The organism is Massilia sp. S19_KUP03_FR1, assembly GCF_036688685.1.
Lineage (GTDB): Bacteria > Pseudomonadota > Gammaproteobacteria > Burkholderiales > Burkholderiaceae_D > JALYUM01.
On sequence record NZ_JAQQPS010000012.1, the window covers coordinates 121,183 to 134,954 of the forward strand.

The 13,772-nt window shown below is 63.7% G+C and carries 13 protein-coding genes and 2 pseudogenes; 6 read left to right on the forward strand and 9 right to left on the reverse strand.

Annotated elements, in window-relative coordinates:
* The first annotated feature begins 242 nt into the window (after positions 1–242).
* A complete protein-coding gene (locus tag V6M87_RS14930; protein ID WP_332877439.1) occupies positions 243–2,228 on the forward strand; it encodes a methyl-accepting chemotaxis protein in 1,986 nt (661 codons plus the stop codon).
* A 43-nt stretch (positions 2,229–2,271) separates the two neighbouring features.
* Complete coding sequence (locus V6M87_RS14935; RefSeq protein WP_332877440.1) at positions 2,272–3,489, forward strand: HD-GYP domain-containing protein; 1,218 nt, start codon at positions 2,272–2,274, stop codon at positions 3,487–3,489.
* A 100-nt stretch (positions 3,490–3,589) separates the two neighbouring features.
* Here the strand turns inward: V6M87_RS14935 and V6M87_RS14940 are convergent, their stop codons facing one another.
* The 5 genes from V6M87_RS14940 to V6M87_RS14960 form a co-directional block, all read right to left on the reverse strand.
* Complete coding sequence (locus V6M87_RS14940; RefSeq protein ID WP_332877441.1) at positions 3,590–5,662, reverse strand: TonB-dependent receptor; 2,073 nt, start codon at positions 5,660–5,662, stop codon at positions 3,590–3,592.
* A gap of 113 nt (positions 5,663–5,775) precedes the next feature.
* Positions 5,776–6,237 carry a copper chaperone PCu(A)C gene (locus tag V6M87_RS14945; RefSeq protein ID WP_332877442.1) on the reverse strand — a complete coding sequence of 154 codons (462 nt, stop codon included), beginning with the start codon at positions 6,235–6,237 and terminating at the stop codon, positions 5,776–5,778.
* 24 nt (positions 6,238–6,261) lie between these two features.
* Positions 6,262–6,756 (reverse strand): SCO family protein, encoded by a 495-nt coding sequence (locus V6M87_RS14950; protein WP_442920595.1) that lies wholly within the window; start codon positions 6,754–6,756, stop codon positions 6,262–6,264.
* Positions 6,757–6,826: 70 nt separating this feature from the next.
* On the reverse strand, positions 6,827–7,219 hold the full coding sequence (locus tag V6M87_RS14955; protein ID WP_332877444.1) for a DUF2946 domain-containing protein: 393 nt from the start codon (positions 7,217–7,219) through the stop codon (positions 6,827–6,829).
* 7 nt (positions 7,220–7,226) lie between these two features.
* Positions 7,227–7,883: a 4'-phosphopantetheinyl transferase family protein gene (locus V6M87_RS14960; RefSeq protein ID WP_332877445.1), complete on the reverse strand. Its 657-nt coding sequence runs from the start codon at positions 7,881–7,883 to the stop codon at positions 7,227–7,229.
* 134 nt (positions 7,884–8,017) lie between these two features.
* Here V6M87_RS14960 and V6M87_RS14965 point away from each other — a divergent pair, with 134 nt between their 5' ends.
* Positions 8,018–8,782 carry a thioesterase II family protein gene (locus V6M87_RS14965; protein WP_332877446.1) on the forward strand — a complete coding sequence of 255 codons (765 nt, stop codon included), beginning with the start codon at positions 8,018–8,020 and terminating at the stop codon, positions 8,780–8,782.
* On the opposite strand, the gene V6M87_RS14970 is transcribed toward V6M87_RS14965, so the two are convergent.
* Both V6M87_RS14970 and V6M87_RS14975 read right to left on the reverse strand, forming a co-directional pair.
* Positions 8,673–9,140, reverse strand: a complete 468-nt coding sequence (locus V6M87_RS14970; protein ID WP_332877447.1) for a hypothetical protein — start codon at positions 9,138–9,140, stop codon at positions 8,673–8,675. The genes V6M87_RS14965 and V6M87_RS14970 overlap by 110 nt on opposite strands.
* A 24-nt stretch (positions 9,141–9,164) precedes the next feature.
* A complete protein-coding gene (locus tag V6M87_RS14975) occupies positions 9,165–9,344 on the reverse strand; it encodes a hypothetical protein (protein ID WP_332877502.1) in 180 nt (59 codons plus the stop codon).
* Between V6M87_RS14975 and V6M87_RS14980 the strand changes: the two are divergent.
* Positions 9,309–9,547: pseudogene (locus V6M87_RS14980) on the forward strand (IS3 family transposase); the annotation flags it as partial. The gene V6M87_RS14975 and the pseudogene V6M87_RS14980 sit on opposite strands and share 36 nt — an antisense overlap.
* 105 nt (positions 9,548–9,652) lie before the next feature.
* Here V6M87_RS14980 and V6M87_RS14985 read toward each other — a convergent pair.
* Positions 9,653–10,585, reverse strand: a complete 933-nt coding sequence (locus V6M87_RS14985; RefSeq protein WP_332877448.1) for a LysR family transcriptional regulator — start codon at positions 10,583–10,585, stop codon at positions 9,653–9,655.
* Positions 10,586–10,647: 62 nt separating this feature from the next.
* Between V6M87_RS14985 and V6M87_RS14990 the strand changes: the two genes are divergently transcribed.
* A complete protein-coding gene (locus V6M87_RS14990) occupies positions 10,648–11,547 on the forward strand; it encodes an NmrA family NAD(P)-binding protein (RefSeq protein ID WP_332877449.1) in 900 nt (299 codons plus the stop codon).
* A gap of 16 nt (positions 11,548–11,563) precedes the next feature.
* Positions 11,564–11,701, forward strand: a pseudogene (locus V6M87_RS14995) (LysR family transcriptional regulator); the annotation flags it as partial.
* Positions 11,702–13,117: 1,416 nt separating this feature from the next.
* Here V6M87_RS14995 and V6M87_RS15000 read toward each other — a convergent pair.
* Positions 13,118–13,684, reverse strand: coding sequence for an NnrS family protein (locus tag V6M87_RS15000; RefSeq protein WP_332877450.1), 567 nt, complete (start codon positions 13,682–13,684; stop codon positions 13,118–13,120).
* Positions 13,685–13,772 lie beyond the last annotated feature (88 nt).

The window sequence follows — 13,772 nt, forward strand, 5'->3', positions numbered from 1 at the left end:
CGCAGGGTGTACGGCACTGCCGTTGATTGCATAAAGAACACCAATCTGTCGCCAGAGGCGCGTCACGCTGCGCTTTAATGATCAAAAATATATCAAAAATGACTATAAATTGCAATATTTGAGTTACATTGTTGCATTTAGGAATTTTTTTCTCTAAAATTCACAAATACACAAAAATCATCGTAATTGTTAAGTTTAATGCGCTTGATCGTGCTTATCTTTAACATTCAAACCTCTACACCATGCCTGACATTCAACCTTACAGCGCACGCCAATCCACGCGGCACGATGCCGGTTTCGGCGATTTTTTCCGCTACCACGGCTGGCTCTCACCCGGCATCCGCCTGTTTCGCGCCTTGAGTTTCCAAGCCAAGTCGGCCTGGATTTCGCTCGCATTTCTCGCGCCGCTGGTGTTCGCGCTGTTCTATCTGTGGAGTGCTGCGGATGGCCTGATTCGCGTCACTACCTCGGAACGCCAGGGCTTGACCTATTCCGGCCTGGTGGTCGAGGGCATCAAACTGGCGCAATTGCGCCGCCTCGCCGCGACCACCAACCAGGCTGCCCTGCCGGATGCGCAAACCCAGGTGCGCGCCAATGTCGAGGCGCTGAGCGCCATCGAGCAGCAGTTGGGCAAATCGTTCAATCTGGAAGCGGCCTATCGCCGCGCGAGCGAACTGCAGGCGCAATTGCAGCAATCGCCCGTCGGCGCCACGGTCGCGGCCACCTTCGACGCGCACACTGCCTACATCGATGCGCTGCTCGATCTGAACAACGCCGTTGCCGACGGTTCCCAGCTCTCGCTCGATCCCGATCTCGACACGTACCACATGATGAACATCGCGATCTTGCGCGGGCCGCTGCTGGTCGAAATGGTCGCCCGCATCGGCAACAAGGGCATGCTGGCGCTGCTCGGCCACGAACTGGCGCCGCAACAACGCGACAGCCTGATGGAAGACGTGGCCATTCAACAGCAGTTGGTCAAGGAAATCGCGGCGTCATACCAGCAGGGTCTGGCAGCGGACAGCGATGCCGCCGCCAGCCTCGACATCAAGGGCCTGATCGCCGCCATGAAGACGCAGCGCGATACGCTCAAAAGCCAGGTGCTGGGCACGGAACTCGCCACGCAGGCGCCCGCTTACCTGGCCGTGTCGAGCGCTGTGCTCGATGGCCTGCTGGCAGGCCAGGCCAGGGTCGCCGCTGAACTCGACCGCCGCCTGCAGGCCCGCATCGAGCGCCTGAGCGCGACCATCCATTTTCAACTCGCGCTCGCACTGGCCTTCGTGCTGGTGGCGTGTTACTTGCTGCTGGCGTTTTACAAGGTCATGATGGGCGGGCTGCAGGAAGTCGCCGGCCATCTGCAACAGATCACCGAAGGCAACCTGACCACGTCGCCGGCACCATGGGGCAGCGATGAAGCGGCGCAGTTGATGAAAACCATGGGGCGCATGCAGACCAGTTTGCGCGACATGGTCGGCATCGTCATCGACAGCTCGGCCAGCGTGCAGGTGGCCAGCGAGGAAATCGCCGCCGCCTCGAACGACCTGTCGCGCCGCACCGAAGAGACCGCTGCCAGCCTGGAGACAACCGCCTCCAGCATGGAACAGATCGGCAGCACCGTTCAGCACACGGCCGAAGCGGTCAAGAATGCCGCAGCCATCGTCAACGACAACGCCCGCTCCGCCTCCCGCGGTGGCGCCGTCATGGGCCAGGTGGTGTCGACCATGAACGGTATCGAGCAATCGTCGCGCAAGATCGAGGAAATCATCAGCGTGATCGATGGGATTGCCTTCCAGACCAATATCCTGGCCCTGAACGCCGCCGTGGAGGCCGCCCGCGCCGGCGAGCAAGGGCGCGGCTTCGCCGTCGTGGCCAGCGAGGTGCGCATCCTGGCGCAACGCTCGGCCAGTGCCGCCAAGGAAATCAAGGTGCTCATCGGTGACAGCATGCAACAGGTTCAGGCCGGCACCACGGTGGCTGCCGACGCGGCCACCACCATCGCGGTCATCGTCAGCAACGCTGCCCGCATCGACAAGCTGATGGCCGACGTCGCCGCCAGCACAGCCGAGCAGGCGCTCGGCATTGCGCAGGTACAGCTGGCCATGGAATTACTCGATACCTCGACCCAGCAAAATGCGGCGCTGGTCGAGCAAACCGCGGCGGCGTCCGGCACCTTGTCGGACCAGGCGCAGCGGCTCAACGAAGAAATCAGTTTTTTCAAATTGCGCTGATCGAGATCGTTGAAAGACGGCGTCCAGCGCGAGAAAGCAGGCCATGTTAAAGAAAATTTCGCTCGAACAGTTACAAGTTCGCATGTATGTCCACGAACTGTGCGGCCCCTGGATGGATTCGCCGTTCTGGAAGAAATCGTTCATGGTGGACGACCAGGCGACACTCGTCAAAATCGGCAGCACGCACTTCGACGCGGTCTGGATCGACACGGCGAAGGGCAAGGACGTAGCGCTCGCCGCGCTGGCGCCGCCTCCCCCAGCGCCGCAAGTGGCCGCGAAGGATGCGCCAAAACCGGTGCCGGCATCGATGGATGAAGAGATGGGCCGCGCCGCGCGCATCGTCGACAAGTCACGCCAGGCCGTCATGCTCATGTTCAATGAGGCGCGCATGGGCGCGGCCGTCGACGTCGACAATGCCCAGGATCTGGTCGAAGAAATTTCGGCATCGGTGATGCGCAATCCGGGTGCCTTGATCAGCCTGGCGCGCCTGAAGTCGGCCGACGATTACACCTATATGCACTCGGTGGCGGTGTGTGCGCTGATGATCGCGCTGGCCACGCGAATGGGCCTCGATGAGGCGGGCATCCACGAAGCCGGCATGGCGGGCTTGCTGCATGACCTGGGCAAGGCGGTGACCGACCCCGACATCCTCAACAAACCGGGAAAACTGACCGATGCCGAGTTTGCGGTGGTGCGCCAGCATCCCGTGCTTGGCTATGACATCCTGCTGTTGGCAAATGGCGTCAGCCCGATCGTGCTGGACGTGTGCCGCCATCATCATGAAAAAATGGATGGCAGCGGCTACCCCGACCGCCTCGCTGGCGACCAGATCAGCCTGTATGCGCGCATGGGCGCCGTCTGCGATATCTACGATGCGATCACCTCCGACCGTCCCTACAAGAAGGGCTGGTGCCCGGCCGAATCGCTGCGCAAGATGGCGGAGTGGACCAATGGCCATCTGGACCCGGTGGTGTTCCAGGCGTTTGTCAAGGGCATGGGCATTTACCCGGTCGGCACGCTGGTGCGGCTCGAGTCGGGCAAGCTTGGCGTGGTCGTCGAACAGCAGGTCGGCAAATCGCTGCTCAAGCCCAAAGTCAGGGTGTTCTTTTCAAGCAAATCGAAAGCGTATATCGCGGCGGAATTGATCGACCTGGCGCGGCCGGGTATGCAGGACAAGATCGTTGCGCACGAGAATCCGGAGAAATGGGGTTTGAAGGATATCGACCGGTACTGGCTCAATGGGGGCGCGACGGCGCATTGAAGGTGCGTCATGGCGCGCTGCATGGGCCAGCTTTCGGCAGCGGATTTTCCGGGCGCCGAAGACCGAACGTGGCGCATGACTTGTCGCTGTCGCAGCCCGTTCAGAACCGCCAGGTGCCAGTCAGGCTGACGTTGCGCCCCTCCCCCGGCGTGATCCAGCGCGACACGTGCAGGTGGCTCGACACGAAATACTGCTGGTCGAAGACATTGCGCAGCGCCAGTTGAAGTTCGAGCGACTGGCCATTGCCGATTTTTTGCGCCCAGGTCTGGGTCGCATCGACGCGGCCGTAGCCGGGCAGCGTGGTGCCGTTGGCCTCGTCGGCGAAACGCGCGCCTCGCAGGTACAGCCCGGCGCCGGTTTTCCAGGCCTCGTTCCAGCGATATTGGCCCCACAAGGTCATGGCGTGGCGCGCCACATTCGGCACCCGCTTACCGCCATACACGGCGTTTTGCAGATACACGGCGTTGGTGTACGCGTAGGTCGCGGCCACCGTCAGGTGCGTCGTGACGGCCCCGGTCAGCGACGCCTCCAGGCCTTGCGAGCGGGCGGCGCCGTCGACGGTGAAATCAAAATTGTTGGCCGGCGTACTCTGGTCGGCCGAAATCATATTCGTCTGGTTGAGCCGATACACGGCGACATCGCCCATCAGGCCACCGCCCAGCCAGAGCGATTTCCAGCCCAGTTCGGCCTGGCGCGATACGCGCGAAGGCAGCGACCGGTTCGATGACGACGACACCTGGTTCGGCGCCATGCCGGCCGCGACGTTCGCGTACACGCTGTGCTGCACTGACACGCGGTACAGCAGCCCCAGCTTCGGCGACCAGCGCGCTTCATCCACCGGCAGCGTGTTGGCGGCGCCATACAGGAATTGCTGGTCCGTGTAGCGCAATCCCGCCACCAGCGACCAGGCGCCGAGGTCGACCTGGTCCTGGGCCGACGCCGCCACCGACGACAGGTCTTCGGTCGTCAGCGAACGGGCAAGCGCCACCCCTGCCGGGGGCGCCGTCACGCGCCCGTAGACGGGGGCGTAGACATTGATGGCCGGGCTGGTGGCGGCCGGGACGCTTAAGGACGGCTGGTTCAGCGTTTCCTGGTACTTGTCGAGGCCAAAAAACAGGTGGTGGGTCAGGCCGGCGAAGGTCTGCTCGCTGCTCAAGGACGCGGCGATGCTCGAAATTCGGCGCGTGGTACCGGGTTCCCAGGCCGACACCCGGCCGTAGGTCCCGGCAGGCTGACCGGCCAGTGGCGTACCGTTCAACAGATTTTTGATCGAGGTCGAATGCGCTTCGAGGTGGGTGGCGTCAACCGCCAGGCGGGTGGTCTCGGTGAGGGCAACGTCGCCGTGCAGGTCGACGATGCGGTTTTGCGTGGTCGAGTCGCCGAAGGGTTCGCCGAACTGGGTATCGCGTGGGATGGCAACCGGGCGCCCGCCCAGCGCCGGGATGCCGTAGTCGGGCCGATAGGTCTGGTCGATCGCCTCGAAGCCGGCACGCAGATGGTAGCGGCGGCCGTCGCTTTTGGCGATGCCGAGTTTGACGGCGTCGAGGCGGTCGGGAACATGGCGCCATTCGCTGGCCGCAGAACGGGTGGCAATGATACGCGCCGCCAGTTCATCCTCGGCCGACAGCACCCGATTCACGTCGACGGTGTATTCGCGCGCGGCGTGCTGACCGGCCGACACCAGCACGCTGCCGGCGTTTGCCAACGTCGGCCGGCGCGTGACGAGATTGACCGTGCCACCCGGCTCGCTGCGCACGCCCACCGCCGCACCGGGCCCGCGCAACACATCCACGCTGTCGATGAAGGCTGGCACATAGGGATAATTCGACAGGCGCACGCCGTCGCGCAGGATGCGGTTGGAGCCGGTGCCGCTATCGGCGACGGCGCCGCGCAAGATGAAGAACTGCGTGTGCGAACCGTTGAAACCCGAATCGGCCTGGGCGCCGGGAATATTGCGCAGCGCGTCCTGCAGGGTGGTGCCGGCCTGGTCGCGCACGCGTTCGCCGTCGACGCTGTCGACCGAAAACGGCACGTCCATCGCTGCGCCGTTGGTGCCCAGGGCCAGCGTGCCTGCGAGCTGGCCGTCGTGTAAGGCCTGCCCCGCCACGATCACGGTTGGCGTGCGCGCAAGGAGAGCCGTGCCCTGTGCCAGTGCTGGGCTACCTGCGGCCACTGCCCATCCCAGCGCTGCGGCCTTCGCAGCAGATTTACAATTCAAATGATTCATGCGATGACGTTTTCTCTGGTTGGTGGACCTGTCCGGTCCGTTCTTGTATGCGTGATGGTTCAGTGCTGTGGATGCGCGGCCGGGGCGGTCGCATTGAGCGAGCGCACCGGGGCGGTCACGTCGACGCGCTCGCGCTTGCCGCTGGCGTTTTCGAATACCAGCGTGAGCGGCACCGTCTCGCCCGGTTTGACCTGGCGTTTCAGGTCGATCAGCATGATGTGGAAGCCGCCAGGTTGCAGCGCCACGGTTTTGCCGGCCGGGAGCGGCAGCGCAGGCACCTGGCGCATGCGCATCACATCGTTTTCGATGGCCATTTCATGGATTTCCACGATGGCGGCGGCGGGTGACGCCGCGCTCACCAGGCGGGTATCGCCCGGCGAACTGAGTTGCATGAAGGCGCCGGTGGCCTTTTGCTGCGCAACGGTTGCGCGCACCCAGGGGTCGCTCACGCGTACTTGGGCCTGGGCGGTGGATACGACGAATGCGGCCAGAATCAGGGCGCTGCGGGGGATGAATGGCATGGGAGTCTCCTTGAATAAATAAAGTCAGGCGGGATACAAGAGCTTGCGCAGGTCGTCCGCACACTCGCGCGCGCTTTGGGCGTGTTTCACGGCCAGCCGGACATGGCCCAGCGCATCGAACACATAACTGAGCGCGGTGTGGTCCATGGTGTAGGAATCGCCGGTTGGCACCTTTTTGAAATAGATCTTGAACTCTTCGGCGACCCTGGCGGTCTGTTGCAGGTAGCCCCACAAACCGATGAAGCCCGGATCGAACACCGCGGTATACGCCTTGAGGATGGCGGGTGTGTCGCGCTCCGGGTCGACTGTCACGAAGATGACCTGCAGGCGCTTGCCGTCCGGCCCCAGCAGCCGTTTGATTTCCGCCGCCCGCGCCAGGGCGGTCGGGCAGACATCCGGGCACTGCGTGAACCCGAAGAAGATCAGGACCAGCTTGCCGCTGAAATGGGCAGGCGCGACGCTGCTGAAGGTTCGCAGTTGCATGCTGAAATTCTTTCTGATGTGATGGCGGCGCCGCATGGCGGCGCGATCCGGGAACGGCAGCCGGCGTTGACCTGCCATGCCGGCAAGTCAGGGCTCTACGGAAAAATCAGGCGAGGAAAGGCGGCGCGCGCGATTGCGCGGCAGTCCAGATCGCCAACGGATGCGGCGCCTGAAAAAACAGCAAGGGGTGGGTTGCTTGGGTCTCGATCAGCGGGATAATGAAGCCCGCAGACGGTGGCAAGGGGAACGTGCCGGCATGCGTGGCGCACAGCGGGCAATGTTCGACATGGACGAGAGGATGTTTACCTGGATAGGAAACGTCGTCGCTGCTGGCCGTGACTTTCACAAATTTCGAACCGCTGGTGCTGCAAATTTCGGTCGAGGGATCGCCTGGCAGCGTGGACATGGCATGGGAAATCGACGGCGCCAGCGCAGCAAACAGCATCGCAATGCATGCGATCCAGGCGGCGAAGCGGCGCGTGATGTTGGTCAGTCCCATGGCGAAATTATAGCAGCGCGCGCGCCCAGTCGAAGCGCCGCACCAGCAGGCGCGACGGCGCGCGCGCGCAGGCGACGGCAGCCTCGAAACCCGCAGCGACGTCGAATGACGCGAGAAACAGGGACGGCGGCGGGCGCAGCACATTCAGGGTACGGAAGTCGAGATGCAAGCCTTCGCCGCCGACCTTGGCCCAGGCTTCCTTGCGCGTCCACGACTGGTAGAAGCGGCGCTGCTGTTCGGCCTCGGGCAAGGCGCGCAGGGCGGCGCATTCCTCCGGCGCATGGACCTGGTCGAGCAGGCGCTGCCAATCATTCGTGCGCGCGCCGTGTTCGACGTCGACGCCCACTTCGGCGCTGCGCGAAAACGCGCACGCCACCAGCCCACGCGTGTGCGACAGGTTGAAGTAAGGCCCGCCGGTCACGCCAGGCTTGCCATGCACCGCTGTGGCGAACGGCTGGCGCGCCGCCGCGCAGCCGTAGTGGTCTAGCAGCATGCGCAGCATCGCGTGCGCGGCGAGGAAGGCGTCGCGGTCGGCCTCGACCAGAAAGCGCGCATGGCGCGCGCGCTCGCCGGCCGTCAGCCACGCGAGCGCGGCGGCCGGTGGGGCGGCGCCGGGCCACCACCACACATGCAATTCGTCGTCGGGCAGGCAGGGCGTGTTCATCGCTAAGGGGTCTCGCGGGCGTGGTGATGGGCCGCTTCGGTGCGGCGCATACGCGGCCGGCGGCTCGATATAATACTGCTTGGCAAGCCAGGCCGCCAAGCCGAACGCCCCCTCCACTTCCTCGATCAAGCCCCATGACAAGCAGCGCCTGGTTTTCCCTTCCCGCCCCGACCGACGCGCCCCGCGTGCGCCTGATTTGCCTGCCGCACGCCGGCGGCGGCGTGGCCGTGTTCCATCCGTGGAAAAGAGAACTCCCCGCCGAGATCGAACTGGTGCCGGTGCAGTTGCCCGGCCGCGACGCCCGCTATCGCGAGGCTTTGCGCACCGACCTGGCCGGCGTGGCAGAGGAACTGGCCGATGCGGTTGCGGCCGCGCCTGGCGCCGCCCGCCTGGCCATTTTTGGCCACAGCATGGGCGCCCTGCTCGCGCTCGAACTGGCGCGTGCGCTCGGCAAACGCCAATTGCCACCCGACCTGCTGATCGTGTCGGGCCGGGCCGCACCGCGCCTGCAGAGCGGCCCGGGCGAGTATCTGCACACCCTGCCCGACGCCGACCTGGTCGAGCGCCTGCGCCTGCGCTACGGCGGCATGCCGGCCGCGCTGCTGGCCGAGCCGTCGCTGCTGGCCATCTACCTGCCGATCTTGCGCGCCGACCTGCACATGGTTGAAACCTACCGCGCCGTACCCGGCCCGGCGCAATACTGGCCACTGCTGGCCTACGGCGGCGCCGACGACCACGCCGTCACCCACAGCGCGCTGCAACAATGGGAACAGCAAACCAGCGGGCCGTTCAGCATGCAGGTGCTGCCTGGCGACCATTTTTTTTACCAGAACCGGCGCGCCGAATTCCTGCCGCGCCTGGTCGAAGACATCCGCCGCTGGTGCCCTGTTCGCCGCTGAAGCGCGGCTCGGGTTTTTCGCGGAATGCCTGCAGCGCTTCGTCCAGGTCGCCGCTGAGGAAGAAATTGGTGCTCCACTGGGCGACATATTCGAGGCCGTCTTCCTCGTTGTGATCCTGGGCATGCTCGAGCACCTGCTTGACGCCCTGCACCGCCAGCGCGGAATTGGCAGCGATGGTGGCGACCAGGCAGATGTCGCAGGAAGTCGCCAGATCCAGCCCGCCGCCCAGGCACATGCCGTGCAACGCCACGTTGCGCGGCGGCGCCCTGCATGAGCGCCTCGGCAGCGGCGTCGATATGGCGCGCGCGATCTCGGCTGGCGCGGCGCGTGCGTAATGGGTCTTGGTCTCGTCCCGCACCTGCTCGAAGCTGCGGCCATGCGACTAGGTCCGTTCGATGGTGTTGCGGGTGACCGGATCGAACTGGTCGAGCGAGGCCAGATGAAGGTACAGCTTGTAGAGGCGGTTGGCGCGGGCCGCGAACAGCACGCCGCGGCCAACACCTGGATGCGCGCGCCGATCTCGAACATGCGACAAAGCATGAGCAAACGTGGAAAGTGTCATGACAACGCCGTCGCTGAGAGCTTCTTCCAGCTGTTGAAGCGGGAGCGAATTCGGCGCAAGACTGACGGGAAAGGGAAGAAGCAAAACAGGACGTCTTTGATTGCATCGAGATGTTTTACAATCCGAAGCGCCGGCGCAGCGTCAGCAATGACCTGTCGCCGGTCGAGTACGAAAAGCAGTATTTCCAACGGCTCTCGCGTGTCTGGCAAACTCGTGGAGATTCATTCTACGCAGCTTGCGCTGCCGCTGTAGTTCGCCAAAGTCAGTGGTGTAAGCCGAAAATTCCGGAATCGCGATGTAAATCATTTCTACGGTTTGAACGACGCGACGACGTCGACAAGCTGTTGTCTGACCCAAACATGGGCGGGGTCGCGGTGAAAGCGCTCGTGCCAGATCATGGCTGGCATCAAGGGCGCAACCTGTAGCGGCAGATCCAGAAGCGCGAGCGAGAGCCTTTTCGCAAGCAGGCGCGCCAAACGGCTTGGCAGCGTGAGAATCATGTCACTGTCCGCCACCAACATAGCACCAGTCAGAAAGTGGGGAACGCGCAGCGCGACGTGGCGAGTGAGCCCCTGTGTCGAGAGAGCAACATCGACGGCACTCTCCCCCACGCCAGAAATGGTCACCGCAATGTGACGCAGGGTCACATAACGCGCCAGACTGAGTCCGTCTGTCACACAGGGGTGATCGGACCTCGCCACGCAAACCAGGCTGTCGGCGTAAAGGCCGCGTCGATGAAAACTGCCAGGCAATGCCTCGAAAATGCCCAGTGCCAGATCTGCGCCCCCCTGCTCGATAAGCCGCACATTGTCCCCGGCAGGTTGCGCGATTTGGAGACTGAGCGCAGGCGCATGGCGCTCGAAGCGGCCGATCAAACCAGCAAGGACCACCAGGCTCAGGTGGTCGTGCGCGGCGATCACGATCCGACCCGTTGCAGAGCCGGGATCGAAGACGGCAGGCGAGACGATGCCCCGGGCATCGTCCAGCAGCCTGGTCACTGGACCTGCCAGCGTTTCGCCGCGTGGCGTCAGCTCCAGCCCAAGCTTGCCGCGGACCACCAAGCGATCGCCCAGCATCGTGCGCAGTCGACCCAATGCGCGACTGGCGGCCGGCTGGCTCAAGCCCAGGCGCAGGCCCGCCAGGGTGACGCTTCGCTCACGAACAAGTGCATCGAACAGCTTTAACAGATTGAGGTCGACTGTAGATAAATCCACTTGGCGCATGTTGACTATGACTTTCATGCCATTTATATATGTCTGGTAATCATGCAACATTCTGGTTCACCTTAACAGGAGATTCTTGTATGACTGCTACCTTCCCCCTTCCCTACGTTGTATTCGGCGTGACCGGTCGTACCGGCGCCGCTGCCGCCGATGCGCTTTTGCGCGCCGGCCATCCGGTGCGGGTCGTGGTGCGCGACCCAGCCAAGGGTCGGCCGTGGGCCGAACGCGGCGCAGAAGTTGCCGTGGCCGACCTGACAGACCTGGCCTCGATGACCAAGGCGCTCAGTCAGATCCAGGGCGCTTATGTTGTCAGTCCGCAGCACTACAATCGTGAAGACCTGTTCGAGAGGGCAGACTTGATTGCCGATACCACGGCGCGCGCTGCGGTCGCGGCGGAGGTTCCCAGGCTTGTGGCGCTTTCCTCGGTGGGCGCCGACCGTGACAGCGGAACCGGATGGATCAGGATGAACCGCATGTTCGAACAGCATTTGGGCGAAACCGGTGTTTCCACCATCTTCCTGCGCGCGGCCTATTTCATGGAGAACTGGATGCCGATGGTCGGACAGGCCATGCGCAGCGGCACTCTGCCGACGTTTCTGGCACCACCACAGCGTCCGCTCCCGATGGTGGCGACTGTCGATGTCGGTCGCACCGCAGCTGCTTTGCTGCAAGAAAAAAGGACGGGGACCTGCATCGTCACTCTCGCGGGGCCAAAAGACTACGCCCCGGATGATGTCGCCGCCATTATTTCAGCCACGCGCCAGAAGCCCGTCGACGTGGTAGTCCTGCCGGAAACAAAGTGGTCAGATGCGCTGGCGGATGCCCATTTCTCAAGCGCCGCCCTGGCTGGCTTCGCCGACATGACCCGTGGCCTCAATTGCTCACATATCGACATCAAGAGCGATCCCACCGCAGTCGAATGGGCAGGAACGACGACGCTCGAACGCGTCATCATCGAACTGGCACAGCGTCAGCGATAAAGGCCAGCAGAAGTGAATGCGTGAACGTCGCCACCTTCGCTGTTTTCTGGCAGCGGCCGAAGAAATCGACTTCGCCCGCGCGGCCAAGCGGCTGCACATCGAGCAGTCGCCGCTGTCGCGCGCAATGAAGGCTCCAGAGTACGACTTCGGGTTGTACGCCGGAACCCCGGATTTTTCCGTCACGGCCCTTTTCGCCTATCGGGAGACAGGTGATTTCCGCGCCGACGATCGGCGCGGCATGATCGTGCCCGAACTGCCTGAGTCAGACTGACCCCCACGTAAAACCACCTGGCGACGACGCTTACCACAGTCGAGGTCGCGGGGCACCTCCAGCTCAAGCTGCAAGGTCTTAGCTTTCCCAGTACCGTCGCCAATAAAGACTTCAGTCAGGACACAGCCGGATGGCAGCCGAGCAGCAGCGGCGTGGTGAGCTTCATCCGCCACATGGAAGACATCACCCCGGTGCCTCAAACCAACCCAGTAAGGTCAAAAGCCTTGTTGGCGGCAGTAGCGTTCGACCGGCAGCAGTTCATGCAAGAGACCAGGCGTGCGCAAAGCAAAGTCAGCAGGCTAAGCGCAAGCCCGGTCGCCGCTCAGGCAGTTGCCACGGCCAACCCCGACCGTGCGCTGACAACCGCAGGCGAGGGTCCATCCTCAGTATCACGGACATTCACGGTTCCTGCCGGAGCGTCAACGGTCAAAAGCGGAGGTCAATCGCCGGCGACCTCTACGGGCGCCATGAAACGTTCCAGAACGTGAAGCTATCGAAATCTGCTGGGCGCATCGCAACGCTGATGGTAACGTCGATCTCACGGCATCGAAAGCGGCGGCGCAAGCCATGGTCAACGGCTATGGAATGGCACACCCTGCTGCCCTGGCGTCGCGACACACACAAGGATTGGCGGTGGATATGACAATCGGTTGGTCAGGTGACCTCACCATCAACAGGGCTGACGGCACGCCGGTAACGATCACCACTGCCCCGCGCACAGGGGCTGGAAATACGAGCCTGCACGGCGTTGGCGCTGGCTATGGCGTGAACAGGCTCGCGAGTGACCCGCCCCACTGGTCCGACGACGGGCACTAGAGCCGTCTCCGGCGCCGGGCAGCGCCCGTAGTCAGGGACGGCAGCTGGCACAACGACAGAAAGACCGACCTATCTTCCTCAGCTTCCAGGCAACTTGTACACGGTCCGGGAAGGCATGGCTCGTCAGCCTCCTGTGCGTCGCGTCGACCGCCGTCGCAGCGCCGCTACGCGCCAGCACACCATCGGGCGTCGCGAACAGCGCCAGCGATGCCGAGATGAAGAGCATGGCGCGCCGCCATCTTGCAACGCTAGCCGTTGCGGCAAAGGCACGGACCGACGAGGCGCTGTGCGCTGCTGTTGCATCGTCCGATCAGATGCAACAGTCGCTTGGACTGGATCTCCAACGTAGGCGCGACATAATTTTCGAGCAGTCGCCGTCCGACTCTGCCGCCCTGCACAAGCTCGACCGCGCTGCAGCCGATGCCGTCGCGCGGCTCCCTGGCGTCGGACTGGCCGTTGGTGCCGAGACGGTGTATCACTATGTCAGGCATGGTGCGCTGGCGTGTCGATGGCCGACGCCATCACCACGATCACCAGGATGGCGGCCTGCACGGGCGCCATTGGTGACAGAGCGAGCCAGCCCACGGTGCCAGCGTGGTAGACGCCGTTGGCGACCGCCAGCAAGCCGAGCAGGAATACCAGGAAATAATTACGCCGGTTGCTGCTCTGCTTCAGCACCCGCCACAGCGGCCACGTCGCAAGCGGCAGAAAGACCCAGTCGACCACTGCCGCCAGGAGTGGCGGCGCGAACAGCATGACGCCGCGCCCCGCACACCACAACAGCGCCAGCGCCGCCAGGTGCACGACGGCGGTGGCCATGCCGAACACCATTTCGTGCATGTGCCAGCCGAGGCCGACGTGCAACACCGGCATGGCCGCGCCATCGATCCCGCCCAGGTATTGCGCCATCCACAGCCGGATCGCGAGCGCCGCCAGCACTGCTGCGGCAAGATAGAACGGGCGAAAGCCCAGGCGCCAGGGCGGCCGCGTGCTGCGCCGGGTGGGTGTGGCGCGCGCACCGCGCGGTTCGTCGATGTGCGCAATTTTCATGGTCTGGCCTGCTCGGGGAACTGCTGTGGCGCGCCCGCTGGGCGCATAAAAGTGACACAGCAGGTGACACAGCCAGTGTGTGTTCCCG

Bases quoted from the DNA above. Each gene is read 5' to 3' on its own strand.
- V6M87_RS14950 (WP_442920595.1), bottom strand. From the start codon at position 6,756: ATGCGGCGCCGCCATCACATCAGAAAGAATTTCAGCATGCAACTGCGA.
- V6M87_RS14930 (WP_332877439.1), top strand. From the start codon at position 243: ATGCCTGACATTCAACCTTACAGCGCACGCCAATCCACGCGGCACGAT.
- V6M87_RS15000 (WP_332877450.1), bottom strand. From the start codon at position 13,684: ATGAAAATTGCGCACATCGACGAACCGCGCGGTGCGCGCGCCACACCC.
- V6M87_RS14960 (WP_332877445.1), bottom strand. From the start codon at position 7,883: ATGAACACGCCCTGCCTGCCCGACGACGAATTGCATGTGTGGTGGTGG.
- V6M87_RS14935 (WP_332877440.1), top strand. From the start codon at position 2,272: ATGTTAAAGAAAATTTCGCTCGAACAGTTACAAGTTCGCATGTATGTC.
- V6M87_RS14945 (WP_332877442.1), bottom strand. From the start codon at position 6,237: ATGCCATTCATCCCCCGCAGCGCCCTGATTCTGGCCGCATTCGTCGTA.
- V6M87_RS14975 (WP_332877502.1), bottom strand. From the start codon at position 9,344: ATGACACTTTCCACGTTTGCTCATGCTTTGTCGCATGTTCGAGATCGG.
- V6M87_RS14955 (WP_332877444.1), bottom strand. From the start codon at position 7,219: ATGGGACTGACCAACATCACGCGCCGCTTCGCCGCCTGGATCGCATGC.
- V6M87_RS14965 (WP_332877446.1), top strand. From the start codon at position 8,018: ATGACAAGCAGCGCCTGGTTTTCCCTTCCCGCCCCGACCGACGCGCCC.
- V6M87_RS14985 (WP_332877448.1), bottom strand. From the start codon at position 10,585: ATGAAAGTCATAGTCAACATGCGCCAAGTGGATTTATCTACAGTCGAC.
- V6M87_RS14990 (WP_332877449.1), top strand. From the start codon at position 10,648: ATGACTGCTACCTTCCCCCTTCCCTACGTTGTATTCGGCGTGACCGGT.